This window comes from Pseudomonas peradeniyensis (assembly GCF_014268935.2).
GTDB classification, from domain to species: Bacteria; Pseudomonadota; Gammaproteobacteria; order Pseudomonadales; family Pseudomonadaceae; genus Aquipseudomonas; species Aquipseudomonas peradeniyensis.
The window spans coordinates 768942-793478 of record NZ_JABWRJ020000004.1 but is presented as its reverse complement, the minus strand read 5'-3'; the positions used below and the strand labels follow the sequence as shown (position 1 = coordinate 793478).

Sequence of the window (24537 nt, the reverse complement as noted above, 5' to 3'; positions counted from 1 at the left end):
CGGCAGGCATGCTGGCGGCATCCACCCCCACGCCGAGGTGCCCGCCATGCGTCGAACGTTGTGCCTGCTTTCATTGCTGATCACCCTGCCGCTGCAGGCCGAGGAGAAGGTCGTCAACCTGTACAGCTGGGCCGACTATGTCGCCCCGCAAACCCTGGCGCGGTTCGAGCAGGAGACCGGCTACAAGGTCCGCTACGACACCTTCGACACCACCGAGGTGCTGGAGACCAAGCTGCTGACCGGCGGCAGCGGCTACGACGTGGTGGTGCCGTCGGCCACGGTACTGGCCCGGGCGCTCAAGGCCGGCGCCTTGCAACCGCTCGAGGCGCAGGCGCTGCCCGGCTACGCCAACCTCGACCCGGACCTGCTGGCCAAGCTGGCCGAGGCCGACCCCGGCAACCGCCACGCCGTGCCGTACACCTGGGGCACGCTGGGGTTGGGGGTGAATGTCGAGGCCGTGCGCCAGCGCCTCGGTGACGTGCCACTGGACAGCCTCGACCTGCTGTTCAAGCCCGAATACGCCAGCCGCCTGAAGGACTGCGGAATTGCCATGCCGGACTCGCCCCAGGAGGTGATCGGGCTGACCCTCAACTACCTGGGCAAGGACCCGTACAGCCAGAGCAAGGCCGACCTGGACGCCGCCCAGGCGTTGTTGCAGCAGTTGCAGCCCTCGATCAGCTACGTGGCCAACGGTCGCCAGATCAACGACCTGGCCAACGGCAGCGTGTGCCTGGCGCTGACCTACAACGGCGACGCGGCCATGGCCGCCGACCAGGCCCGCCGCGCCGGCAAGCCGTTCGAGCTGATCTACCGCATCCCCCGTGAGGGTACGCTGGTCTGGCAGGACAACCTGGTGATTCCCAAGGACGCGCCGCACCCCGAGGCGGCTCGCGCCTTCATCGCCTTCATGCTGCGCCCCGAATCTGTGGCGGCACTGACCAACACGCTATTCTTCGCCAACGCCAACCAGGCCGCCACGCCGCTGGTGGACGCGGCGATCCGCAACGACCCGGACATCTACCCGTCGGCCGAGGTGCGCCAGCGCCTGTTCGCCGACCGCAGCATGGCGTTGTCCGACCTGCGCCAGCGCAACCGCCTGTGGACCGCCTTCCGCAGCCGCCAGTGAACAACAACGACAGGAGACAGACCGTGGATCTCGCCCAGGACAACGACCAGGCCATGACCCGTGACAGCCTCTACGGCACCGCAGCCGAGAGCACTTATGCCGGTATCACCAGTTTTTCCCGGCGCCGCTACAGCCGCGACCTGCGCGGTGTCGACGTGGTGGTCAGCGGCGTGCCGTTCGACACCGCCACCAGCAACCGCCCCGGTGCGCGCTTCGGCCCGCGAGCGATCCGCGCCGCCTCGGTGCAGCAGGCCTGGGCCCGGCACTGGCCCTGGACGTTCGACCCGTTCGACCACCTGGCGGTGATCGACTACGGCGACTGCGCGTTCGACAGCGGCACGCCCGCGGCGGTGCCGGACAGCATAGAGGCGCACGCCGAGCACATCCTCGAGGCCGGCTGCGCCATGCTCACCCTGGGTGGTGACCACTTCATCAGCTATCCGCTGCTCAAGGCTCATGCCCGCCGGCATGGCCCGCTGGCGCTGGTCCACTTCGACGCCCACAGCGACACTTGGCCAGACGAGGAGGGCAAGCGCATCGACCACGGCACCATGTTCTGGCACGCGGCGCGCGAAGGCCTGTTGGACCCGGCGCACTCGGTGCAGATCGGCCTGCGCACCACCAATGACGATAGCCAGGGATTCGCCATCCTCGATGCCCGCCAGGTGCATCGCCAGGGCACCGAGGCGATCATCGCGGCGATCCGTCAGCGGGTGGGGGAGCGGCCGGTGTACCTGACCTTCGACATCGACTGCCTGGACCCGGCCTTCGCGCCCGGCACCGGCACGCCGGTATGCGGGGGGCTGAGCACGGTGCAGGCGCTGGAGATCCTCGGCGGCTTGCGCGGAATCAACCTGGTGGGCATGGACCTGGTGGAGGTGGCACCGGCCTATGATCATGCCGACATCACCGCGTTGGCCGGGGCGACGCTGGCGATGGAGATGTTGTGCCTGTATGCGGCGCGGCACAAGGTGGATAAAGCCGGCTGACACCGGGGCTGCATGGCCGCCCCAGGGGGCCATACTGAAACATCAGGACCCATATTCATCCTTTTGCGTCGAACCCTGCGCGCTTTAGGCTATCCAACCCTGGAGCGCGCCTTTTCGTACCGGAGGTGAAGCATGAACCCCACCCTGCCAATCCTGGGCCTCGGCCTGTTGCTGGCCATGCCGCTCCAGGCTGCGCCCCTGCCGGCGCCGTTGCTTGCTGCCAACGACAGCAACAATCCGTACAACAGCCCGATCATGCGTGCCAACCCCAACAGCCGCCAGGGCAGCGTGCCCGCCACGCCGCCGGTGCGCGGCCCGTCCACGCAGCCCAACCCGCGCCCGCCGACCCTCGACAACCGGGGTATCGGCAATGGCGACAACCTGCGCCGCGAGCAGCAGACCCCGAACCTGGAACCCACCCGGCCACCACGCGATTCCTTGCGCGTGCCGTGAGCCCTATCGAAGGAATCGAGCATGACGCCACGCACCTGGTTGACCACCCTGGCCGCCGCCGGCCTGTTTCCGCTGTTGGCCCAGGCGGCCGCCGAGCAGCAATTTCCCAGTGAAGAGGGGCAACTGACCGTCAGCACCGTCGCCGACGGCCTGCGCAATCCCTGGGCCCTGGCCTTCCTGCCGGGTGGCAAGGACATGCTGGTGAGCGAACGCCCCGGTAATCTGCGCATCGTCAGCGCCGAGGGCAAGGTCGGCCCACCATTGTCCGGCGTGCCCAAGGTGTGGGCCGAAGGCCAGGGTGGCCTGCTCGACGTGGTGCTGTCACCGGACTTCGCCAAGGACCGAACGGTCTATTTGTCATTCGCCGAGGAAGGCCCCGACGGCAAGGCGGGAACTGCGGTCGGCCGTGGCCAGCTGTCCCAGGACCGGGCCCGTCTGGAGAACTTCACGGTGATTTTCCGCCAGCAGCCCAAGCTCTCCGAAGGCAATCATTTCGGTTCGCGGCTGGTGTTCGACCGCGACGGATACCTGTTCATCGCCCTGGGCGAGAACAACCAGCGGCCCACCGCCCAGGATCTGGACAAGCTGCAGGGCAAGATCGTGCGCATCCTGCCCGATGGCGAGGTACCCAGGGACAACCCCTTCGTCGGCCGCGATAATGTGCGCCCGGAAATCTGGTCGTTCGGCCACCGCAACCAGCAGGGCGCGGCGTTGAACCCCTGGACGGGCCAGCTGTGGACCCACGAGCACGGCCCCCGTGGCGGCGACGAGATCAACATTCCGCGGCCCGGCAAGAACTACGGTTGGCCGATCGCCACCCATGGCATCAATTACTCGATGCTGCCGATCCCGGAAGCCAAGGGCAAGCACGTCGAGGGCATGGTCGACCCGCATCATGTGTGGGAGAAGTCGCCAGGTATCAGCGGCATGGCGTTCTACGACAGCCCGACGTTCAAGGCGTGGGACCACAACCTGTTCATTGGCGCTTTGGCGACCCAGGAGTTGATTCGTTTGCAGCTCGATGGTGACAAGATCGTGCATGAAGAACGCTTGTTGGGCGATCTCAGGGCGCGGATCCGTGATGTGCGGGTGGGGCCGGATGGTTATGTGTATGTGCTGACCGATGCCAAGGACGGGGCTTTGTTGAAGGTGGGATTGAAGGACGGTTGATGCCTATCGCGGGGCTAGCCCGCTCCCACGCACTAGGGTTTGTTCGAAAAGTCGCCGAGCGGCGATCAGGCAAGGCGAAAACAGGCGAGGAACGGTCGGAGTCGCGCTCGACTTTGCTGGTTGCAAATGAGCATTCCGAGCCTGTTTTCAACGCAGCATGATCGTCGCGCAGGCACTTTTCGTACAAAGCCTAGGGGGGCGAAAGTGTCGTACCATGACTGGCATGACGCCAGAATCCCTCTACCAGCAAGCGCTCAGCGAGCGCGGTTTCTTTCCTGACCCGGCCCAGGCGGCGGCCGTCACGGCATTGCAGGCCTGTTTCGACGCCCTGGCAAAGGGCATGCCGACCCAGGGCCTGTACCTCTGGGGCCCGGTCGGCCGTGGCAAGACCTGGTTGATGGACCTGTTCCACCGTTCATTAAAGCTTTCGGCCCGGCGCCAGCACTTCCACCACTTCATGGCCTGGGTCCACCAGCGCCTGTTCCAGCTCAACGGCACCGCCGACCCGCTCAAGGCCCTGGCCCGGGAGTTGGCCGGCGAGATCCGCGTGCTGTGTTTCGACGAGCTGTTCGTCAGCGATATCGGTGACGCGATCATCCTTGGCCGGCTGTTCCAGGTGTTGTTCGACCAGGGGGTAGTGGTGGTCGCGACCTCCAACCAGCCTCCTGACCAGTTGTACCGCGACGGCTTCAACCGTGAGCGTTTCCTGCCGGCCATCGCAGCCATCGAGCGACACATGCGCGTGCTGTCGGTGGCCGGGGAGCAGGACCATCGCCTGCACCCGGGGGCGCAGCTGCAGCGCTACTGGGTGGCACCTGCGGGCGGTGGCGGGGCGCTGGCGACGGTGTTCGACCAGTTGAGCCCGGATGACCTCGGTAGCGCGCAGGCCGTTCAGATTGGTTCGCGCCACGTGCAGGTGGTGCGCCACAGCGACCGGGCGCTCTGGTGCCGATTTGCCGATCTGTGCGAGCAGCCCTTGGCCGCCATGGACTTCATGGCGCTGTGCGACCGTTACCCGGCCATTTTGCTGAGTGATGTACCGGCCCTGGGCGGCGTGCAGCAGGCCGGGCGTATCGCCCGTGGGACGGAAGATGGCGCGGCCCGTGTCGAGGCCGGAGACCGCGAACTGCCGACCCTGGCGCCCAAGGATGACAGCGTGCGGCGTTTCATCGCGCTGGTCGACGAGTGCTACGACCGTCGGGTCGCGTTGTACCTGGAGGCCGAGGTCCCGCTGGAAGCGCTCTACACTCAAGGGTATCTGGCGTTCCCGTACCAACGGACCCTGAGCCGGCTACGGGAGATGCAACTGCAACGCTTCGCCTGAAGGAGTCGACCATGGAGCCGCTGTCGCATCATCTGCTGACCCAGGCCTACAACAATGGCTGGGCCAACCACCGCCTGTACAAGGCTTGCCTGCAACTGACCCAGGACGAGTTCGTCGCCCCCCGCTGCAGCTTCTTCCCCTCGATCAAGGCCACTCTCAACCACCTGTTGACGGTGGACTGGTTCTACCTGGACGCGCTGGAGTGCGAGCAGCGTGGTGAAGCGCCCGATCCTGACGGCGAGCGCTTCTTCGTGCCTGAGCAACCTTTTGCCACGTGCACCGACCTGCAAGCCCAGCAGGTTCAGGCCGATCAGCGACTGATCACCTATTGCCGGCAGTTGCGTGACGACCAGCTCGGACGTTATGTCAGCATCGCGCGGCCAGAGCGGATGCAGCATGAGCCGCGCCTGCGCTTGCTGTCGCACCTGTTCGAGCACCAGATCCATCACCGTGGCCAGGTACATGCGATGCTCAGTGACACGTCGGTCAGGCCTCCGCAGTTGGATGAATTCTTCTGCGAGGAGGAGGCCTCGCTGCGCGCCGAGGACTTTGCCGCCCTGGGCTGGAGCGAGGCGCAGATCTGGGCGCAGCGCTGAACGCGGCTCAGGGCGTTTCGCTGTCGGCCAGGTCGTGGGCGGCCTGAACCAGCTGTTCCAGCTGGTGATGCACCATGGCGCGGTCCATTTGGACCAGGGGCTGGCGGTTCCACAGCACGTGCATGCCCGTGAGCGGATCGACCCCGAGCATGGGCTTGCAGAGGTCCTGGCAGAACAGGTTCTGCTGGCCCCAGCACACGCCATCGGTGGCGGGTAGTTCGATGAACATCAGCAACTGGTCGGCAGGGTGCTCGGTCACGTTGCACACATGGGTGCCTGCCCGCAGGCTGATGACGAGCTCGAAGGCCACAGGGGGCTCCAGCTTCAAGGCCGCGTACAGCTGGGTCAGTGCATAGTCATAGTTCGTGCCTGGCATGGCGAATTCTCGTTGGAGGGGGCCGCCACGGTAACGACCGCGTCGCTTGCCCGACTATTGGAGGCTGTCGTCATTTTTTAGCTGTTGGCGGTCTCTCGCTTTCTGCTGTGCGCCAAGCTCGGCGAACTTCCTACAAACGATGGCGAAATGCCTCTGTCCATGCGAGGACAATCCCTGCGTTCAAGCGTGGGAGGGCACCGTAGCCTATGGCCATGACTACACCGGTTGAGCTTCGACGTGGTGTGTAAAGGGGCCTACGGGAAGTGAGCCTGGTGCGAGAGGGATTTCTCCAGTTGAGGACTGGTGTGTGCAAGGGCGGCAGTTGGATGTTGTCGGGGCGGGTTTTGCGTCCCAGGGTCAGGAAGGCTTCTACGCGATCATGGCCGGTGAGCTGGCCGTGCGCGAAAAAGACAACGTCATCGATCTACAGGCCGGCGAGCTGCTGTTCGTCAAGCGTGGCACCTACCTGGTGGCGACCCGATGGCAGGCGTGCCAGGTGCTGTGGCTGCCGCTGGACGTGAATTTCGTGCAGGCGTTCATGCAGCGCCACGGCCAGGAACTGAGCCATCTCGAGCGCTGCGGCGAATCCGGCGTGAATACCCTGCGACTTCATCCCTGCACCTTGGCGCAGGAATGTGTGACCCGCCTGGCGGCGCTCGAAGGCGAGGGGACCTCGTCAATGCTGGCGATGCTGCGCCTGGAGGAGCTGCTGTTGCTGCTGGTGTTCGGGGCGCAAGGTCGGACGCTGCTGGCGGCCCTGCGCCAACAGGGCAATCGCCATGTCGATCGACTGCACGCCTTCATGGAGCAGCATTACCTGCGCGAATGGCGCCTGGACCAGTACGCCGAGGCTTTCGGGCTGGGCCTGACGGCGTTCAAGAGCCTGTTCTGCTCCTTCTACAACTGCTCGCCACGGGCCTGGATCACCGAGCGCAGGATCGTCCATGCGCATCACCTGCTGCTGAACACGCGCATGAGCATTGTCGACATCGCCATGGAAAGCGGCTTTTCCAGCCAGTCGTATTTCAGCCAGAGCTACCGCCGGCGTTTTGGCTGTACGCCCAGTGACGCCCGTCGCTAGACATCCCCCTGAGCCCGAATGGACAAGACCTGCATGAACAGACTTGCAACGCAGTTGGCCCATCGCCTGGGCATGGCGCCCTGGCTGGCCGATGACGCTGGCGGCTACCACCTGTGCATCGACGGCCATGGCCTGCGGCTTGAACCGCGAGGCGCACAGCTGATGGTGCGCAGTTCGCTATCGTCAGTGGTTGGGCAAGGTGCCGGTCTCGATCAGCAGGTCCTGCGGCGCCTGTTGGGCATGGTCACGGCGTGGGCCGCGCATTGCCCGCAGCGGTTGGCGCTGACGCCTGAGGGAGAGCTGATGCTCGAAGCTTGGGTAGATACTTCGTCGGGCGATGTGGACACCCTCGAACATATGCTTGGGGTGCAGGTCGCCCTGCTGAATCGTCTGTGTGAGCAACGTTTCGGTCCAGCACCTGTGATTGCCCGGGGAGCAAGCGTATGGCTGCCATGAGATCGCTTGCCACCGGTTTGGCAGCCCTGCTGGCCAGTCTTGTCGCCCAGGGCGAGCCGCTGGACTGGTCGGACGAACCGTTCCACTACATCGCCCAGGGCGAGAACCTGCGTGACGTGCTGACCAATTTTGCCGCCAGCTATCAAGGTTCGGTGGTGGTCAGCGACAAGGTCAGGGACCAGGTCAGCGCCACCTTCGAGCAGCCGGACCCGCAGGCGTTTCTCGAGCAGGTCGCGGTGCTCTACAACCTGGCCTGGTACTACGACGGCGCGGTGCTGCATGTCGACAAGTCGAGCGAAGTGCAGACCCGGCTGATCCACCTGGACAAGGTGCGCGAGCCGCAACTGCGCGCCGCGCTCCAGGAGGGTGGTGGCTGGACCTCGCGCTTTGCCTGGCGTGCCGCGGCGGGTGGGCGGCTGGTGTATGCCTCGGGGCCACCGCGTTACCTGGATCGGGTCGAACAGACCGTCAAGGCCCTGGAGCAGCAGGCGAGCCTGCAGGATGAACTGGGTGGCAGCCTGAGCGTCGAGGTGATCCCGCTCCGGCATGCGGTGGCCGTGGACCGCGAGATCGACTATCGCGACCAGAAGGTGGCGGTGCCCGGTGTGGCCACGCTCCTTTCCCGGGTGCTGGCCGACGCCAATGTGGTGGCGGTCGACGGCCAGTCCGTGGGAGGGGGCGCGCCCGTGCGTGCCGGCCGGGCCGTGGTCCAGGCCGAACCGTCGCTCAATGCCATCATCGTGCGTGATCACGCCGAGCGCCTGCCCATGTACCGACGCCTGGTCATGGCGCTGGACCGGCCGGCGGCGCGGATCGAAGTAGCTCTGACGATCCTCGATATCAACGCCGAGCACCTGGATGAGCTTGGCGTGGAATGGCAGTTCGGAATCGGCAAGCATCAACTGATGGACATCCGGACCCAAGCGGGATTGGCGCAAACCACGTTGTCCGGCAGTCTGGTCGATAGTCGCGGCTTGAACCGGCTACTGGCCAAGGTGACCCTGATGCAGGGCCAAGGCCATGCCCAGGTGGTGTCGCGACCGACCTTGCTGACCCAGGAAAACACCCTGGCGGTGATCGATCATAGCGAAACCTACTATGTGCGGGTGATGGGCGAGCGGGTGGCCGAGCTCAAGGCCATTACCTACGGCACCTTGCTGAAGATGACGCCGCGCCTGATCCGCAGCACGGATCGACCGGAAATCAGCCTGAGCCTGCATATCGAGGACGGCAGCCAGAAGCCCAACAGCACCGGGCCCGATGGCATTCCCACCATCAGCCGCACGGTTGTCGACACGCTGGCCCGGGTCGATGTTGGACAAAGCCTGATGATCGGCGGCATCCATCGCGACGAGACGAGCGAAAGCATCCGCAAGGTCCCGTTGCTGGGTGACATTCCCTTCGTGGGCGCCTTGTTCCGCTATCAGTCGAGCAACACCCGGCGTTCGGTGCGCCTGTTTCTGATCGAGCCGAGGCTGATTGACCCCGGGCTTGGCGAGCGTGCCTGACATGACCTGGAAACTGCGGGTCTACAGCGGTTTGAATGCCGGCGCCGAGGTGTCCCTGATGCCTGGGCGGGTGGTCATCGGCACCGATCCGGCCCAGGCCGACCTGGTCCTGGCAGATGCGGGCATTGCCGCCATTCACCTGGTGCTGATGGTCGAGGCCGGTGGCGTACGCCTGCTGGAGTGGGGGGCGAGCGAAGCCCCCACCCAGGATGGACGGGAGGTGGCAGCGCAGGCCGAACTCCAGGCATTGGCGACTCAATGTTGCGGTCCGCTGCAGTGGGCCTTCTGCAATCAAGACGACATGTTCGCCGAGTGGCCTCCCGCGCAGCGTCCTCGGTCAGGCTTGCGCCACGGCTGGTTCATGGTGCCGGGTGCCGGGTTGCTTTTGCTGCTCGTGTTGCTCACGCGATTGTTGATTGCCGACGCTGAGGCACAGGACACGCCAACGGCGGTGGTAGCGCCCGTCGGGCAAGCGTCCCAGCCCCAGGAGCAAGCCCGGACGCGGCTGGCGCAACTGCTGCGCGAATGGCGCCTGGAGGACACCTTGAGCGTGACCGACCAGGGGCACACCCTGGTGCTGCGCGGAGCGCTGCGCGAGCGCCAGCTCCAGGACTACCAGAACCTGCAGCGACAGTACCGCGAGGCATTCGGCGACCACCCTTCATTGCGCTTGGTCGACGAGGGCAGGGCTCCTGCGCCCTCGAAACTCGATTTCCCTGTTCGAGGCGTCTCGCTGGGGCGGTTGCCCTACGTGACGCTGAGCGACAACCGCCGTTACCCAGTGGGGGCACTGATGCCCTCCGGCATTCGCATCCTGGCGATCGATCGGCAGGCGATCACGCTGAGCAAGGGCGGCCGGAACTACCTGATCAACCTGAAGGAGAGACCGGCAGATGATGGATGAACTCATGCGGGAGGTGCGTGATCCACGTAAGCAGGCGCGAATGTTCTCGGTGCTGGAGCACGCACGGCAGGCTTGTGCCAGGCAGTTGTCGGAGCCGCTGCCACCTTCCGAGTTCCAGGTATTGCACCAACAACTGGCGGCCCTTGTAGCAGCCTTGAAAATACTCGAGAAACTGGAGGAACACTGAAATGACGAACATCAGCAGCGGCTTCTACGACGGCACCAGCAACACCATGGACATGGTCCACGAGGGCATGGTCAAGCAGGCGCAACAAGCCAACAAGGCGGTGCTTGACGCCCTGCAGAAGCTCAACGAGAAAAGTGACGACCCCGCATTGCTGGCCGACATGCGCCACCGTTCGAACATCTGGTCGAACGTGTTCCAGGTCGACGCGACCCTTGGCCAGACCTTCAAGAACACCATCAGCAGCATTTTGCAGAAGTTCTGAGCATGAACCATTCCGTGAACAATCTGCTGGCCCGCCTGGGCCTGCTGGGTGTCGAGCATCGTCATCATGAAGAGGCGCTGGCCATTGCGCACTGGCTTGCCCGGGAAGCGGCGACGATGGAGGCCGCTTGTGCGATACGCATTGCCAGCCTGATGGGGCAGGGGCGGTGCGAGGAGGCGTTGGCGGAGGGCAACCAGGCGCCCTGGCCGTCCCTGGGGCCATGGCTGGCGCTGTGCGAGCGTCAGTTGGGCTTCATGGCCGCGCTGGAACGGCGGCTCGACCGTATGACACAGAGCCAGGACCCCGATCTGGTCAGGTTCGCCGAGGGCGTGCGCGCCCAGGTGGTGGCATGAGTCCGCTGACCTCGGTGCTGGTGTCTGCCATGCAAGATGCACTGACCCCGTTGCCCGCCCACGTCGACCAACACGCCGCCCAATTCCAGGCAAGCCTGGTTGAACATCAGCACCGCGAGCAGGCGTCCTTGGCACTGACGCAACAAATGAACCTGCAGGTACTCGCCATGGCGATGGACCTGCTGAATGACTCCTTCACGGTAGAGGGCGAAGCATGAGTGGCATTGCCGAGGTATCCCTGATGGTCACCGATCTGCAATCCCTGTCGGCACCGGCTGTCGATGCCCGGCAGGTGGCCGAGTTCGAGCAGGCGTTGTCCGGTGCTGCCGATAGCCCGGAGGACGGACTGTTGCATCAGGTCGGGTTGCTCAGACAGCAGCATGCCGAGGCCAGGCAGGGCGCGCACGCCAACCTGGTCTCAGGCACGGGCGATCCTGTGGCGTTGATGGATGCTCATTGGGCGCTGATCCGCAGCAACCTGCAGGTGGAGTTGATCGCCAAGGGTGTGGGGCGCACCACGCAGAACATCGAAACCCTCATGAAAGCCCAGTAGGTGCCCTGTGAAAAGATCATGGCAGTGCATGCTGCTTCTTTCAGTGCTGGCGCTGGGCGGGTGCAGGGTCGAGCTTTACCTCGGTCTCGGCCAGCGCGAAGCCAACGAGATGCTCGCGGTGCTGGACACCGAGGGCATCGCTGCGGTGAAGGCCCAGGACAAGGACGGCAAGGTGAAGATCCTGATCGACGAGGCCGATATCGGCCATGCGGTGGCGGCGCTCAAGCGCCAGGGCTACCCGCGGGAGATGTTCTCCACGGTCAATGACGTGTTCCCCCGGGACAGCCTGATCTCCTCGCCGTTGGAGGAACAGGCGCGGCTGACCTATGTGAAGTCCCAGGAGCTGTCGCGGACCCTGTCGGAGATCGATGGCGTGCTGGTGGCGCGGGTGCATGTGGTGTTGCCGGAGCCCCGTGACGGCCTGCGTCCGCAAGCCGGCGCGGCGTCGGCGTCGATCTTTATCAAGCACGCGGCGGATGCGGCGCTAGACCTTTACATCGGGCAGATGAAGCAGCTGTTGAGCAACAGTATCGAAGGCCTGGACTACGAGCGGATCAGTGTGGTGCTGGTGCCGTCGAACCAGGCGCGTCAACCGCTGGCGGGCCTGCGCCATGTCACGCTGTTGTCGATCCAGGTTTTGGAGGGCTCGCGCTGGCGCCTTGTGACGCTGCTGGGCGTGCTGCTCGGGGTGCTGCTGCTGAGCAACCTGGCGCAGTACCTGTGGTGGCGTCAGAGAGCATGACCGAGTTCCAGTTTCGCTATTGCCCGGCGCATTACCTGCACTCGACCCATTGTCCCGAAGTGCTGGATCAGATGGTTCAGGCCCTACCGTACTGGCGGGAGAGTCGCGAGGTCAACGGCTGGCTGATGTCGGTGCTGGAGCTGTGCGAGCCGTTCGACCTGCCAGAACGAATCGGTAGGCTGGCCCTGTTTTCACAGCCGGCGTTGGAGCGGGTATTGGCCAGTTTGGGTGGCCTGCTGCATGGCCAGGCCATTCGACAAGTACTCGACCGATCAGGTCAGGCGCGGTTGCAAGTGGCACTCGACCCACAGGGCCTGCGCTATTGCCTGGAAAAGTGGCGTCTCGTCATCGGCCCTTGGCCTGTGGGCTGGCAACAGGCGCTGCCAGCCGGTGACCTGGACGCGTACCTGCCCGGATGTGGCCTGGCGTTCTGGCTGCAGGCATGCGGCGAGGTCGATTCGGGGTTCGCTCGGCGTCTGAACCTGCGCCTGCCCGGCGTGATCTTAGTGCCGACTTGGCCGATGGACGATGAACTACGCGACCTGGCCCGCACCCTTTGCCTGAAGGTAGCCCGAGACAGGAGCCCGGAATGTTGCCATTTATTGAATTGAATGAGGCCCGGCCCATGATCGACCCGAGCCTGAACGTAGTGCGCAGCGCTGACTATCAGCAGTACCTCGATGCCAGCGTACTGACCGAGAACGCCCGTCAGCGTGCCCGGGACATCGATGCCCGGGCCGATGCGGTGCTCGAGGAGCATCAGCGGCTAGGGCGGGAGATCGGGTTGGAAATGGTCGCCGTCGAACAGGCGGCGTTGCTGCATGGAGCACGCGTGCGCTGCGACGCCTTCTATCGCCAGGTCGACCGGCAGATGAGCGAGGTGGTGCGCCAGGCCGTGTGCAAGGTGCTGGGGGAATATCCTGATATCGAGCTGACATTGGCCGCGACCCGTCAGGCGCTGGCGCAGGTCCAGCCACGGGAAGCGTTGTTGCTGCACGTAGGGCCCGATCAGTTGCCTGAGGTTCGCCAGCGTTTGCATGAAGTGCTCGCACTGTATCCCGAGGTCGGGCCTGTCGAGGTATGCGCCGATGCCAGGCTGGCGCGAGGCGGCTGTCGCCTGGAGACCGCAGGCTGTGTGATCGATGCCAGTATCGAAGGCCAGTTGGCCGCGTTGCAGCGGGCGCTAGCGCAACGGCACCTTGATGATGAGGCTGATACGCCATGAACGAAGCCGTGTTGGCCGCAGCCAAGCGAGCAATCCGTGATGATCAGGAGCGCGATGCGTTGCTCCAGGTGTTCTGGACACAGCTTCGCCAGCCTGCAGGAAATCCGGCGAGAGATGGCGCAGATACCTTACTTGTGCGCCGACCATTGCCGCAGCGGGGAATTCTGGTCTAGCGATCCCCAATAGTGATTCAAAAAGAACGCGTGGGAGCGGGTGATATTGCAACGCATGCTCCATGCGCGACAGCGCAGCCCTGGGGGCTTGGCAATCTCTTGTAGACCTATGCCATCTCCTCCTGCGCCTGCAACCAGCGAATCACCTCGGCGACGGGCTGAATCAAGTCGCCTGGAATGTACTGCTCCACCAAGCTATCCGCGAACAGCGCCCGGGCCAGGGGAATACGTTCGAGCACCGGTATCCCTTCTTCCTCGGCGATTCGCCGGACCAGCAGGGCCTGCTCGTCGGTGTACTTGAGGGTAACCAGCGGCAGCGGCGTTTCCCCGGCTCTGTAGCGCAGCCCTACGGCGATATGGGTCGGGTTGGCGACAATGACCGAGGAGCGCCTGACATCCGCACGCAGTGTGCCACTCTGCATTTCGCGATGGCGCTTGCGGCGCTCGCGCTTGAGCTCGGGGGCGCCCTCCATCTCCTTGTGTTCACGCTTGACCTCTTCCTTGCTCATGCGCAATTGCTTGAGATGCTGCCAGCGCTCCAGGCCATAGTCGGCCGCCGAGATCGCCAGGAAGCCCACGGCGCAGACCCCGATCAGCTGGCCCATCAGGTTGCCCAGCAACGGCAGGACGCATTCGATGCCACACGACGACACCTGCAGCAGCGTGCGCAGGTGCTCGCTGAGCAGGCCGAGCACCAGCGCGCCGAGCAGCAGCACCTTGAGCGACGACTTGAGGAAATCGAGCAGGTTCCTGACCGAGAGGATCCGCTTCGCGCCCTCCAGTGGGCTGACTTTCTTAAGGTCCGGTGCCAACGACTGGCCGCTGAACACGAAGCCGGTCTGCAGCAGGTTGCCGGCGATGGCGGCGAGTACCGCTGTCAGCAGGAACGGCAGGGTGAGCCATAGCAACTCATGCAGCAGTTGCTCCAGCATCAGCTCCAGCGCCTGGCGAAAAGGCAGGTGGAGCAAGGGCGCGGGCAGCAGCATCAGCTCACCAAGATGCCCGAGAAAGTAGTCGGGAAAAGCCATGGGCAAAGCAACCAGGCTCAGGATCAGCACCGTGGAGACCAGTTCCTTGCTCCTGGCCACCTGACCGTTGTGGCGTGCATCGCGCAGTTTCGCTCGTGTGGGCTGTTCGGTTTTTTCGCTGCTCATGGATGCTCCAGCAACGGGCCGAGCAGACGTACCTTGGCCAGCGCGATGAACACCTGATCCTCGGCCAATGTCATCAGCAGCAACAGGTACGGTACCAACAGCGCGCTGCAGACCAGGCTCTTGATCGGCATGGAGAGTATGAACACGTTCAGCGACGGCGCGAAGCGGCTGACCAGGGCCAGGCCGAATTCGGCGAGGAACATGGCGATCAGCAACGGTGCGGCGAACAGCACGCACAGGGCCAGCAGGTAGTCGAGCTGGGCGAGGAAGAAGGTGTTCCATTGGCTGCCGATGTGTGGGTAAAAGCTTGCCAGCGGCCAGCTGGCATAACTCCCCAGCAGCGCCCCCAGCAGTCCCAGGAAGGCGCCGCCGGTAAAGAACAGGGTAACGAGTGTCTGCGCCAACAAGGCACCAGTGGGGCTGGTCTGGCTGCCCAGCAGCGGGTTGAGGGTGGAGGCCAGGGTGGCGCCGCGCTGGTTGTCGATGAGAAAACCGCAGGCTTCCAGGGCCCAGAACGGGATGACCACCACGAAGCCGAGCAGCACGCCGAGCAGCACTTCCTTGCCGACCAGCAGGCCCAACTGCAACCCGTCCAGTTCGGCGGGCAGGGTGCCGGCCACGCAGGGGTAGATGAACAGCGCTAGCGAACAGGCCACGCCATTGCGCACCAGCGCGCCGCCCAGCACCTGCTTGCCGAGGATCGGCAGCATAAGGAAGCAGCCAAACAGCCGGGGCAGGATCAGGCTGAAGCCCAGCAGCATCTGTTCAAGCGTCTGGACCGTCATCGCACCGAGGGAATCCGGTTGAGCACCAGATCGGTGTAGCGGTACAACTCGCCGCCCATCCAGTCGGCGGTGACGAACAGGGTGACGACCACCGCCACCAGCTTGGCAACGAAACCCAGGGTCTGCTCCTGCACCTGGGTCAACGCCTGCACCAGGGAAACCAGGGTACCCACCAGCGCGGCCATCAGCACCGTCGGCAGCGACAGGACCAGCACCAGCCACAGCGACTGGCTGGCGAAGTGCAGGACTTCGATACTGCCCATGTCAGCCTCCGTAGCTCAGCACCAGGCCATGAGAGAGCCGCCCCCAGCCGTCGAGCAGGACGAACAGCAGCAGTTTGAAGGGCAGCGAGATGGTCACGGGCGAGACCATCATCATGCCCATGGCCAGGAGGATGTTGGAGATGATCAGGTCGATGGCGATGAAGGGCAGGTAGATCAAGAAGCCGATCTCGAAGGCCCGGCTCAGCTCGCTGATGGTGAACGCCGGCAGCAGCACCAGCAGGCTGTTGCCATCGACCCGTTCGGCGTACTGGCTGGGCCATAGCTGGCGGGCGCTATCGAGGAAGAAGGCGCGCTCGCGCTCGTTGACCTGGCCATCTAGGAAGCTGCGAAACGGCGTCATGCCTTCGTCGAGGAAGCGTTCGACCGAGCGGGCGTCGCCGAGGGTGGTCTGATGGGCGCTCAGGTAGTCGTGGGTGGCCATGCCCACCGGGGCCATGACGTAGATACTGAGGATGATCGCCAGGCCATACAGGGCCATGTTCGGCGGGATCTGCTGGACGCCCAGGGCATTGCGCAGCAACGAGAAGACCACGGCCATCTTCAGGAACGAGGTGGCCATGACCGCGATGAAGGGCACCAGCGACAGCAGCGCCAGGCCGAGGATCAGGCTCAGTTCGTCCGGCAGCTGGATCATGTCGGTTGCTGTTCCAGCAGGCGGTCGACCCGTACCCCGAGGCGGCCGTCGATCTGCACCAACAGCCCGGTGCCGACACAGCGCTGGTTGGCGAGGATGCGCACCTGGGCATCCAGCGGGCTGTGCAGTTCGATCAGCGCTCCAGGTTGCAGGGTCGACAGCGTGTGCAGGTCGAGGGTCTGGCGGCCGACTTCGAAGCTGACCGGGATGGGCAGTTGCTCCAGCGCGTCCAGCGGGGTGTCGGTCACAGGGGGGGTATCGTGCATGCGGACTAGCTCCAGATGTGTGGCGTCGAGTTGCAGTTCGGCCCAGGGCTGGCCATCGAGTACGCCCAGCAGTCGCGGGGAGCTTGGCGTACCGGCAGGCAGCAGCAGGATGTCGCCCGTGCCCAGGTCGCGCAGGCCGTGCAACGTCAGTTCGAGGGGGCGCCACTGCAGCGAGAGGTTGAGCTGGATGTTCAGGCGTTCGCGCAGTGGACGCCTTGGCAAGGCCGCCAGTAGGTGCTCGCTGTCGCCTTGTACCCAGCAGGGCAGCAGGCCTTGCGCGCTTCTCAGCGTCACCTGCAGACCGGCTGAGCGCTCGATGGCGCCTGCCGGCTCGATGCCCAGGCATTGCAGGCTGGGTAGGCGAGGGGTATCCCGTTGCAGCACCGCCAGCTGCAGCGCGCAGGGGAGACTGGCGAAGTCGGCTGCCTGCAACTGTGGTGCGAGCCATTGTGCCAGCTGCTGCTGACGACACAGCAGGCGAGCCGGCACGCCGTGCCAATCGATCAGCACGGCCAGATCCAGGTCATCGCTTGGCACGGTGACGCCCAGCAAGACCTGCCCTTCATCGTCGGCATAGTGACATTGGCGATGGCTCAGCAAACGCTGCAGGCTCAGCTCGCAGGGATGAGCCATAGGGAAATCAGGTGAACTCATGGTTCGGCCCACCATTCGTCCTCTACATGGCGCCTGTTGCGCGAGCCTTGCTGGCTATCGCCATTTGCGCCGAAGCCGAGGCTGACCGGCTGCGCGGGATCGAGTCGTTGCAGGCGTTCATGCAGGTCCGTACCGGCCACCTGCAATTGCCGCAGGGTGGCCGGCGCAGCCTGGATCTCTACCTGCAGACCAGCGCTCGCAGGGTTCATGCGTACTTCGACATGGCCCAGCTGAGGTAACTGCACCTGCAACAGGGTCTGTTCGCGGGTGCCAGTCCTGCGGGCGAACAGTTGCAATTGCAGGCGCTCCACAAGCGTCTGCAGATCCTGGGCGGGGGCACCGACAGTTGATGGCAGGACCCTGTCGATCACGGGGCGCTCGCTCGATGGGGCGAGGGGCGCAAGGATTGGGTCGATATCACTGGGTAGCAGGCGATCCGGCACGTTGTCGGTACTGTCGCGGACGGTTTGAGGGCCCGCCTCGGCACGACTTGCCTCGGTCATTGAGATTGGCTCGACTACATCAGGTATCGCTGGCATGGGCTCTGGAAGGGGGCGTTCGATGACATCCTCGATCAGCGCAGGTCGTTCTGCTGCGCAGGCGGGCGGGCACTTTGCGATCAAGGCAGCCATGTTCAGGACTACCGGGGTGATAGGGCGTTCAGGCCTGGCTTCGTCCCGGGCGGGTCGATGGCCAGTATCCTGTGGTGCCCTGCGCTTGAGCCGTGGAACTTCCAGCAGGTGTTCGAACAACAGTCGCTGCTCGTTGCAAGGCCCAAGTCCAGGCGTTTCAGGCAATGGGTTGTCCGGCAACGCAGGGACAGGCTGGGGGTTCAGCATGGAGAACCTCCCTGGCCATGGCGTTCCTCCACTTCGAGCTCCTGGCTGTGCTCTGTGCGCCGAGCGTTTTGCCGGGAAGCTTGCTCGTGCAACTGCTTGACACTGTCCAACTGTTGGCTGGCCTTGGCGAGCTTCGCTTGCGCCTGCTGGCGTGCCGAGTGCTGGCGCATCAGCGCGTCCTCGCAGGCCACCACCTGGCCACGCAGGCTCGCTTCGCGCTCACCGAGCAGACCGACCTGCCGACGCCAGTGTTCCAGGCCATGCAGGTTGGTCAGGCGGCCCACCTGCGCATCGAACAGGCGCTGCTCTTCCTCGAGGGCCCACCGCCGATACGCCAGGTGCGCCTCGACCGATTGCGCCTTGTCCGCCTGTGCCGCCTGCAAGCGTGCCTGCTGAGTGCGCGCTTCGCGCTCGGCCCGTTGCAGCCGGCGTTGCTTGATGGATAACAGGGCGGTCAAGGGCACCGGGCGATCTCCAGCAGTTGTTCGAGGCTCTGTTGCAGCGAACTGTGTTCGTGCGGTGCTTGGCACAGCCATGAGCGAATGGCATCGCGCTTGTCGATGGCCAGGTCCACGGTCGGGTCCTGGCCTCGGGTGTACTCGCCGACCCGCAGCAGCAGCTCGACGTCTTCATAGCGCGCCATCCACTGGCGCAACTGGCTGGCGGCGGCGCGATGGGCAGGGCTGACCACCTGGTGCATGACCCGGCTGACCGAGCGCAGCACGTCGATGGCCGGGTAGTGGTTGGCCGCTCCCAGCGCCTGTGACAGCACGATATGGCCATCGAGGATCGAGCGGGTTTCCTCGGCGATCGGCTCGTTCAGGTCGTCGCCTTCCACCAGCACGGTATAGAGCGCGGTGATCGAGCCCTTGTCCGAGTGCCCGGCGCGTTCGAGCAGGCGCGGCAACTGGGCGAACACCGACGGCGGAAAACCACGCCGGGTCGGCGGCTCGCCGGCGGCCAGGCCGATCTCGCGCTGGGCACGGGCGAAGCGGGTCAGCGAGTCCATCAGCAACAGGACCTTGCGGCCCTGGTCGCGGAAATACTCGGCCAAGGTAGTGGCGACGAAGCCCGCCCGGGCCCGCTCCATCGCCGGACGGTCTGACGTCGCGACCACCAGCACCGCACGGCGCAGGCCTTGTTCGCCGAGTTCATGGTGAATGAACTCGCGCACCTCGCGGCCGCGCTCACCGATCAGGGCGAGGACGATCACGTCGGCCTGCGCGTTGCGCAGCAGCGAGGCCAGCAGCGTGCTCTTGCCGCCACCGGCAGGCGCGAAGATGCCGACGCGTTGCCCTTCGGCGCAGGTGAGCAGGCCATCGATGCAACGGATGCCCAGGCTCAAGGGTGTGTCGACCAGCTTGCGGCTCAAGGGCGCCGGCGCATCCCGGTGTACCGGGTACCAGGCTTGCGGTGTGGCCGGCATGCTGCCGTCGAGCGGGTTGCCGAGGCCGTCGAGCACTGTTCCCAGTAAATGATCCCCCACGCCCACGCGATGCATGCTCCCGGTAGGGCAGACCTCGGTGCGCGTGCAAAGGCCCTGCATGTCGCCCAGAGGGGCGAGCAACGCCTGGTCCTGTTGCAGGCCGATGACCTCGGCCAGCAGCGTCTGCTCATGGTTGGGCCTGCGCAGTTGGCACAGTTCGCCCACCTGCACGCCGGGCGCCAGCGCACGGATCAGGGTACCGGTGACTTGGGAGACCTTGCCGTTGACCTGGACCAGGGTGGAGCCGTTCACGGCAGACTTCAGGGTCTGGGGAATCTGGAGCAGCGATGGCGACATGGGAACGATGTGGGTGCGTGAATGATGGGGAGCATTCTAGGGAGCCTGCCCAGGGACGGATTTCACTGTGAGTCGCATGTTTTTAGTTGCCGGTCGCTACGTGTTGCGCGTGTCGGCAGGCTAAAAAGAAGCGCCTGACGCTGACAGTACGGCTGCTGGCTTGCCTCTAGCATGCCGCTCATTCATTTATTTCGATGTGAGGTGGGGATGAGCGAAGTCATCGGCTTTGCCCGGGTTGACCCGAGGGTGGCCATGGAGGGCGGCTGGGAGACGCAGGCAACCCTTCAGGCGCGGCAAGTGACCCCGATGGGGCAGCAGGCCGAGATGGCGGAGGAGGTGTCGATGGCCTTCTCGTCGTTGGCCAATGCCCGGCTCAGTACCCGCAGCCGCGTCACCGATGCGCGCCAGCATGGGCTGCAGACGGGCCAGGCGGCCGAGGAGATGCTGGCCAAGGTGCCGGATGTCCAGCGCCGCGCCCTGGAGGCGCTGGTGGCCTGGTTGCGTCAGCATCCCAGCCTGACGTCGGGCGAGCTGGAAGCACGCCTGGATGGTTTTTCCGGCGAGGCCTGCCATCGCTACCTGGCCTTGGCCTATGCCCGCGACGCATTGGGCAAGACGGCTGATGGCAGTGGGGCGCTCGACACGTTGGACCAGGTCATGGCAAGCATGGCGCAAACGCAGGGCCAGGCGATCGCGCTGGGGATCGAGATCGGTCCGCTGGCCCAGGCGACCCAGGAGCAGGGTGTCGCCGAGGTGGCCGCGCTGCGCGAGGTTTATCGCGACTTCCTGTGCGGTTATCGCGGGCTCAGGCACGCTTGGGATGACCTGCGGACACGCTTCGGCGATGCGGCCATCGGCGATATCGCCCAGTTCATGCTCAACGGCCTGGCCAGTCATATCAGTGGGCCGTCCTCGTACCTGGACAGCAACCAGCTGCAGCAGGTCATCAGTGACATGAAGCTGGTGCAGGCCCTCAAGAAACTGGAAGGCGATACGGTCGCGCTGTTCCGCCAGCTTGCCGGAGAGCCCAGTGGCGTACGGGCCTTCTGACCTGGTCAGCGACCTGCTGGCGCTGATCGACAAGCGCTGGGTCAGCGAGCAGGACATCCTGCGCCTGCTCGCCGCGCTGCCGCTCGCTCCTGGCGTTCAACGTGTTCACTGCCTGCGGGAACTGCAGCGCATCTTTCGGCTGCTGCCCCTGCAGGTCTTCAGTGATGAGACCCAGCGCGAGCACCTGCTGACAGTCTGTCAGTTGACCATGGACCGCCTCATCGACGATGAGGAAGCGTCGCTGCGTGGCGGGCAGGAGGAGTGAGCATGGACCCTTGTTCCGAGGCCATCGCCCGGTTCTGCCGCGATCAGGGCGTGCTGCTGGCACATCTGCCGGAAACGTTGCTACACCTGGAGTTCCCGGACATCGGTGTTTTGCAGTTCGAGCGACTGGCGGGCCAGTTGACGCTGTGGCTGAGTTTTACCGTGCAGGGAGCATTGTTCGAGCACGCCATGTCGAGTGCGCTCAGGCATGTCCATGACCAGCAGGCACCTGGTCAGTTGCTGCGTTGCGGCATGCTGCCTGACGACCATCTGGTGTTTCTGGTCAGCTTCGATGAATGCCGGGTGACCGAACAGCGACTGCATGAGGCCTATCGGCTGTTGTTGCGAGTGCGCGCCGAAGTGCTCGCGGCATGAGCGTGATCGAGCGAGCCGGGCAGCCCCATGACCTGTGGTTGTCATCATTGGCAGCCGACACAGCACGCCCTCGCTCGGCGGGCGAACCGCTGTCGATGCCGGGACAACCCGTGCAGGCTCATCTGCGGGAACTGTACCCGCAGCAGCAGATGGCACGCCTGCGCCTGTCGTACGCCAGTCCCGAGCATGAGCTGCGCGCCCTGTACGACCCGCAGCGCTTCGCCACGACACTGGATTCCCTGGCGAAGCAGCTTCTCGACACCCAGGCCTGCGAGGAGCGCCAGGCAGCGGTGCTGCTGCAAGATCTGCTGGCCGACCGGCACATGCTGGAGCGCTACGCGAACTTTCTGCTCAAGGTATGAAGAGATGCAATTGACGATTGAACAGCGTGATGTCCTGCAGCTGTTGGCCTGGCTGCATCTGCGATGCGGCCGGCCCGAGGAGGCGCAAACCTTGCTTGAGGTGCTGTTGCGGATTGAGCCCGCTCACCTCGCCGGCAGGCGCGCCTCGGTGGTGGCGGCGCTGGAGCTGGGTGACTGGGCGCGTGCCGAGCAGCAGTGCCTGGCGCTGCGAGACGCCGGCGAGCAGCAGGCACCCCTGTGGCTGTGCCTGAGCCAGGCGCAGCAGATGGCGGGCCGCCTTGAGCAGGCACAGGCCACCTTCGCCGAGTACCTGCGACGCAAGGAACGCCCATGAACACCTTGACCCGGATGCTCGGCCATATTGGCGCGCGCAAGGACCTGATGCTGGCCGTGATGCTGCTGGCGGTGGTGTTCATGATGATCCTGCCGTTGCCACCGCTGTTGCTGGACCTGCTGATCGCCCTGAACATGACCATCGCCGTGGTGTTGATGATGATGTCGGTGTACGTCGTCTCGCCGCTGCATTTCTCGGTGTTCCCTTCGGTGCTGCTGGTCACCACTTTGTTTCGCCTGGCGCTGTCGATCAGCACCACGCGGATGATCCTGCTGGAGGCCGACGCCGGGCAGATCGTGCAGACCTTCGGCGACTTCGTGGTCGGCGGCAACCTGGTGGTGGGCTGCATCCTGTTCCTGATCATCACCATCGTGCAGTTCCTGGTCATCACCAAGGGCGCCGAGCGGGTGGCGGAGGTCAGCGCGCGGTTTTCCCTCGATGCCATGCCGGGCAAGCAGATGAGCATCGATGGCGACCTGCGTGCCGGGGTCATCGACGTCAACGAGGCCCGAGAGCGCCGTGGCGAGGTGGAGAAGGCCAGCCAGATGTACGGGGCCATGGACGGGGCGATGAAGTTCGTCAAGGGCGACGCCATCGCCGGCCTGGTGATCATCGTCGTCAACCTGCTGGCGGGGCTGGCCATCGGCGTAATGCAGAAGGGCATGACGGCGGGGGATGCCTTGCAGCTCTATGCGGTGCTTACCGTGGGCGACGGCATGGTCAGCCAGGTGCCGGCGCTGCTGATCGCCATTACCGCAGGCATCATCGTCACCCGCGACGGCGAAGGGGCGCGCGACCTGGGGGCGAACATCGGCAGCCAGGTGATGGCGCAACCCAAGGCCTTGATGATCGGCGGTGCGCTGCTGGCACTGTTCGGCATTATCCCAGGCTTTCCGACGATTACTTTCTTCACCCTGGCATTGTTGGTCGGCGGCGGTGGCTGGTGGGCGATCCGCCAGCGACGCATCGAGGAGGATGGCCGGCAGCAGAGCGGTGGCCTGCCGGCGTTGCTGGCCAAGGGTGCTGGCGCCCCCACGCTCAAGCCTTCCGGCAAGACGAAGACTGCCGCTGACGCGCAAGCGTTCGCCCTGACGGTGCCCTTGCTCATCGATGTGGACAGCAGCCTGCAAGCCGCGCTGGAGGCCGCTTCGCTGAACGATGAGCTGGCGCGGGTGCGCCAGGCGCTGTACCTGGATCATGGCGTGCCGTTTCCCGGCATCCGCCTGCGTTTCAGCAGCGCGCTCGGTCCCGGCGAGTACCGCATCCTGTTGCAGGAAGTGCCGGTGGCGCGTGGCAGGCTGATGCCGGAACGGCTGCTGGTCCAGGAAAAGCCCAGCCAGTTGGCGCTCATCGGCGTGCCCTACGAGGAAGGTGAAGCCCTGCAGCCAGGGCGTGCGGCGCTATGGGTCGAGCAGGCCCAGCGCGAGCGCCTGGAACGCGCCGGATGCGCCTTCCTGGCGATCGACCAGGTGCTCGCCTGGCACCTGTCCCAGGTGTTGTGCGAGTACGCCGGGGACTTCATCGGCATCCAGGAGACCCGCTACCTGCTGGAGCAGATGGAGCAGGGCTATGCCGAGCTGGTCAAGGAAGTGCAGCGCATCCTGCCGTTGCAGCGCATCACCGAGGTGTTCCAGCGGCTGGTGGGCGAGGGCATTTCGATCCGCAACATGCGCTCGATCCTCGAGGCCCTGGTGGAGTGGGGGCAGAAGGAAAAGGATGTGGTGCAGCTGGCCGAGTACGTGCGCAGCAGCCTCAAGCGCTACATCTGCTACAAGTACGCCAGCGGCCACAACCTGCTGCCGGCCTACCTGCTGGACCCGGCGGCCGAGGAGATGATCCGCAACGGCATCCGCCAGACCAGCGCCGGCAGCTACCTGGCCCTGGAACCGGCGCAGAGCGATGCCTTTCTCGCCCAGGTGAAAGCCGTGGTGGGCGATCTGCACGATGCCCAGGCCAGGCCCGTGCTGGTGGTGTCGATGGATATCCGCCGCTATGTACGCAAGCTGGTCGAGGGCATCTATTTCGACCTGCCGGTGCTGTCGTTCCAGGAGCTCACCACGCAGATCAATATCCAGCCGCTGGGGCGCATCGGCTGACGCCATGCTGGCGTCAGATTCCGTACCCATAAACTACAAAATCGCGGCCGGGCCTGACGGAGCGGCCGCTCGCCTCTCAATAGACTTCATCTGCATGTACCCCGGCCTTGCGCCAAGAAGGGTACCTGGCCAACCGGATACAGATGATGAGCAGTTCTATTGAATCAAGTAGTCGTCCT

Annotated in this window: 34 protein-coding genes; 25 read left to right on the top strand and 9 right to left on the bottom strand. The window is 64.8% G+C overall.

Translation table 11 applies throughout. The features are described from left to right. The first annotated feature begins 46 nt into the window (after positions 1-46). The 6 genes from HU751_RS24195 (at position 47) to HU751_RS24170 (ending at position 5658) form a co-directional block, all read left to right on the top strand. Positions 47-1126 carry an extracellular solute-binding protein gene (locus HU751_RS24195; protein WP_186735042.1) on the top strand — a complete coding sequence of 360 codons (1080 nt, stop codon included), beginning with the start codon at positions 47-49 and terminating at the stop codon, positions 1124-1126. Between the two features lie 23 nt (positions 1127-1149). Next, entirely contained in the window at positions 1150-2115 is a 966-nt protein-coding gene (speB, locus tag HU751_RS24190; protein ID WP_186735040.1) for an agmatinase, read from the top strand. A gap of 132 nt (positions 2116-2247) precedes the next feature. Further along, on the top strand, positions 2248-2568 hold the full coding sequence (locus tag HU751_RS24185) for a hypothetical protein (protein ID WP_186735038.1): 321 nt from the start codon (positions 2248-2250) through the stop codon (positions 2566-2568). A 21-nt stretch (positions 2569-2589) separates the two neighbouring features. Then, a complete protein-coding gene (locus tag HU751_RS24180) occupies positions 2590-3738 on the top strand; it encodes a PQQ-dependent sugar dehydrogenase (protein ID WP_186735036.1) in 1149 nt (382 codons plus the stop codon). A 223-nt stretch (positions 3739-3961) separates the two neighbouring features. Continuing rightward, positions 3962-5062: a cell division protein ZapE gene (zapE, locus tag HU751_RS24175; RefSeq protein ID WP_186735035.1), complete on the top strand. Its 1101-nt coding sequence runs from the start codon at positions 3962-3964 to the stop codon at positions 5060-5062. 11 nt (positions 5063-5073) lie between these two features. After that, on the top strand, positions 5074-5658 hold the full coding sequence (locus tag HU751_RS24170) for a DinB family protein (protein WP_186735033.1): 585 nt from the start codon (positions 5074-5076) through the stop codon (positions 5656-5658). Between the two features lie 7 nt (positions 5659-5665). On the opposite strand, the gene HU751_RS24165 is transcribed toward HU751_RS24170, so the two are convergent. After that, positions 5666-6034, bottom strand: coding sequence for a CesT family type III secretion system chaperone (locus tag HU751_RS24165; RefSeq protein ID WP_186735031.1), 369 nt, complete (start codon positions 6032-6034; stop codon positions 5666-5668). A gap of 307 nt (positions 6035-6341) precedes the next feature. On the opposite strand from HU751_RS24165, the gene HU751_RS27145 reads away from it, so the two are divergent. Genes HU751_RS27145 through HU751_RS24100 form a run of 13 tightly spaced genes read left to right on the top strand, consistent with a single transcriptional unit; the run spans position 6342 to position 13478 of the window. Then, on the top strand, positions 6342-7115 hold the full coding sequence (locus HU751_RS27145; RefSeq protein WP_202892805.1) for a helix-turn-helix transcriptional regulator: 774 nt from the start codon (positions 6342-6344) through the stop codon (positions 7113-7115). Positions 7116-7148: 33 nt separating this feature from the next. Next, on the top strand, positions 7149-7571 hold the full coding sequence (locus HU751_RS24155; protein ID WP_186735029.1) for a CesT family type III secretion system chaperone: 423 nt from the start codon (positions 7149-7151) through the stop codon (positions 7569-7571). Further along, positions 7559-9079, top strand: a complete 1521-nt coding sequence (gene sctC, locus HU751_RS24150) for a type III secretion system outer membrane ring subunit SctC (RefSeq protein WP_186735027.1) — start codon at positions 7559-7561, stop codon at positions 9077-9079. The genes HU751_RS24155 and sctC overlap by 13 nt, the downstream gene beginning before the upstream one ends. Position 9080: 1 nt before the next feature. Next, positions 9081-9983, top strand: a complete 903-nt coding sequence (sctD, locus tag HU751_RS27090) for a type III secretion system inner membrane ring subunit SctD (RefSeq protein WP_186735025.1) — start codon at positions 9081-9083, stop codon at positions 9981-9983. Then, entirely contained in the window at positions 9973-10170 is a 198-nt protein-coding gene (locus HU751_RS24140; RefSeq protein WP_186735023.1) for an EscE/YscE/SsaE family type III secretion system needle protein co-chaperone, read from the top strand. The genes sctD and HU751_RS24140 overlap by 11 nt, the downstream gene beginning before the upstream one ends. Before the next feature lies 1 nt (position 10171). Beyond that, complete coding sequence (locus HU751_RS24135) at positions 10172-10432, top strand: EscF/YscF/HrpA family type III secretion system needle major subunit (protein WP_050704906.1); 261 nt, start codon at positions 10172-10174, stop codon at positions 10430-10432. Between the two features lie 2 nt (positions 10433-10434). Further along, positions 10435-10785: a YscG family type III secretion system chaperone gene (locus HU751_RS24130; RefSeq protein WP_186735021.1), complete on the top strand. Its 351-nt coding sequence runs from the start codon at positions 10435-10437 to the stop codon at positions 10783-10785. Further along, positions 10782-11003, top strand: a complete 222-nt coding sequence (locus HU751_RS24125; RefSeq protein ID WP_186735019.1) for a hypothetical protein — start codon at positions 10782-10784, stop codon at positions 11001-11003. Before HU751_RS24130 ends, HU751_RS24125 begins: the two co-directional genes overlap by 4 nt. Next, a complete protein-coding gene (gene sctI, locus HU751_RS24120) occupies positions 11000-11338 on the top strand; it encodes a type III secretion system inner rod subunit SctI (protein ID WP_186735017.1) in 339 nt (112 codons plus the stop codon). The genes HU751_RS24125 and sctI overlap by 4 nt, the downstream gene beginning before the upstream one ends. A 28-nt stretch (positions 11339-11366) precedes the next feature. Beyond that, on the top strand, positions 11367-12080 hold the full coding sequence (gene sctJ, locus HU751_RS24115; protein ID WP_186735015.1) for a type III secretion system inner membrane ring lipoprotein SctJ: 714 nt from the start codon (positions 11367-11369) through the stop codon (positions 12078-12080). Further along, entirely contained in the window at positions 12077-12691 is a 615-nt protein-coding gene (locus tag HU751_RS24110; RefSeq protein ID WP_186735013.1) for a SctK family type III secretion system sorting platform protein, read from the top strand. The genes sctJ and HU751_RS24110 overlap by 4 nt, the downstream gene beginning before the upstream one ends. After that, positions 12670-13305: an HrpE/YscL family type III secretion apparatus protein gene (locus HU751_RS24105; protein WP_186735011.1), complete on the top strand. Its 636-nt coding sequence runs from the start codon at positions 12670-12672 to the stop codon at positions 13303-13305. The genes HU751_RS24110 and HU751_RS24105 overlap by 22 nt, the downstream gene beginning before the upstream one ends. Next, positions 13302-13478 (top strand): hypothetical protein, encoded by a 177-nt coding sequence (locus HU751_RS24100; RefSeq protein ID WP_186735009.1) that lies wholly within the window; start codon positions 13302-13304, stop codon positions 13476-13478. The genes HU751_RS24105 and HU751_RS24100 overlap by 4 nt, the downstream gene beginning before the upstream one ends. 107 nt (positions 13479-13585) lie before the next feature. On the opposite strand, the gene sctU is transcribed toward HU751_RS24100, so the two are convergent. From sctU to sctN, 8 genes are read right to left on the bottom strand one after another with little or no spacing between them, the layout of a single operon-like run. Beyond that, positions 13586-14632: a type III secretion system export apparatus subunit SctU gene (gene sctU, locus HU751_RS24095; RefSeq protein ID WP_186735007.1), complete on the bottom strand. Its 1047-nt coding sequence runs from the start codon at positions 14630-14632 to the stop codon at positions 13586-13588. Next, positions 14629-15417 carry a type III secretion system export apparatus subunit SctT gene (sctT, locus tag HU751_RS24090; RefSeq protein WP_186735005.1) on the bottom strand — a complete coding sequence of 263 codons (789 nt, stop codon included), beginning with the start codon at positions 15415-15417 and terminating at the stop codon, positions 14629-14631. The genes sctU and sctT overlap by 4 nt, the downstream gene beginning before the upstream one ends. After that, entirely contained in the window at positions 15414-15680 is a 267-nt protein-coding gene (gene sctS / locus HU751_RS24085; RefSeq protein ID WP_186735002.1) for a type III secretion system export apparatus subunit SctS, read from the bottom strand. The genes sctT and sctS overlap by 4 nt, the downstream gene beginning before the upstream one ends. Position 15681: 1 nt before the next feature. Beyond that, positions 15682-16335, bottom strand: coding sequence for a type III secretion system export apparatus subunit SctR (gene sctR, locus HU751_RS24080; RefSeq protein WP_186735000.1), 654 nt, complete (start codon positions 16333-16335; stop codon positions 15682-15684). Then, on the bottom strand, positions 16332-17255 hold the full coding sequence (sctQ, locus tag HU751_RS24075; RefSeq protein ID WP_186734998.1) for a type III secretion system cytoplasmic ring protein SctQ: 924 nt from the start codon (positions 17253-17255) through the stop codon (positions 16332-16334). The genes sctR and sctQ overlap by 4 nt, the downstream gene beginning before the upstream one ends. Further along, positions 17252-18094, bottom strand: coding sequence for a type III secretion system needle length determinant (locus HU751_RS24070; RefSeq protein ID WP_186734996.1), 843 nt, complete (start codon positions 18092-18094; stop codon positions 17252-17254). Before HU751_RS24070 ends, sctQ begins: the two co-directional genes overlap by 4 nt. After that, positions 18088-18558 (bottom strand): type III secretion system stalk subunit SctO, encoded by a 471-nt coding sequence (gene sctO, locus HU751_RS24065; protein ID WP_186734994.1) that lies wholly within the window; start codon positions 18556-18558, stop codon positions 18088-18090. Before sctO ends, HU751_RS24070 begins: the two co-directional genes overlap by 7 nt. Beyond that, complete coding sequence (gene sctN, locus HU751_RS24060; protein WP_186734992.1) at positions 18549-19877, bottom strand: type III secretion system ATPase SctN; 1329 nt, start codon at positions 19875-19877, stop codon at positions 18549-18551. Before sctN ends, sctO begins: the two co-directional genes overlap by 10 nt. 207 nt (positions 19878-20084) lie before the next feature. Here sctN and HU751_RS24055 point away from each other — a divergent pair, with 207 nt between their 5' ends. From HU751_RS24055 to sctV, 6 genes are read left to right on the top strand one after another with little or no spacing between them, the layout of a single operon-like run. After that, positions 20085-20927 carry an HrpJ domain-containing protein gene (locus HU751_RS24055; protein WP_186734990.1) on the top strand — a complete coding sequence of 281 codons (843 nt, stop codon included), beginning with the start codon at positions 20085-20087 and terminating at the stop codon, positions 20925-20927. Further along, positions 20908-21192, top strand: a complete 285-nt coding sequence (locus HU751_RS24050) for a TyeA family type III secretion system gatekeeper subunit (protein WP_186734988.1) — start codon at positions 20908-20910, stop codon at positions 21190-21192. Before HU751_RS24055 ends, HU751_RS24050 begins: the two co-directional genes overlap by 20 nt. Positions 21193-21194: 2 nt before the next feature. Continuing rightward, positions 21195-21566 (top strand): type III secretion system chaperone family protein, encoded by a 372-nt coding sequence (locus HU751_RS24045; protein ID WP_186734986.1) that lies wholly within the window; start codon positions 21195-21197, stop codon positions 21564-21566. Beyond that, a complete protein-coding gene (gene sctX / locus HU751_RS24040; protein ID WP_186734984.1) occupies positions 21563-21928 on the top strand; it encodes a type III secretion apparatus assembly protein SctX in 366 nt (121 codons plus the stop codon). The genes HU751_RS24045 and sctX overlap by 4 nt, the downstream gene beginning before the upstream one ends. A 4-nt stretch (positions 21929-21932) precedes the next feature. Then, positions 21933-22262, top strand: a complete 330-nt coding sequence (gene sctY / locus HU751_RS24035) for a type III secretion apparatus assembly chaperone SctY (RefSeq protein ID WP_186734982.1) — start codon at positions 21933-21935, stop codon at positions 22260-22262. Further along, entirely contained in the window at positions 22259-24358 is a 2100-nt protein-coding gene (gene sctV / locus HU751_RS24030) for a type III secretion system export apparatus subunit SctV (protein WP_186734980.1), read from the top strand. Before sctY ends, sctV begins: the two co-directional genes overlap by 4 nt. The last annotated feature ends 179 nt before the right edge of the window (positions 24359-24537 follow it).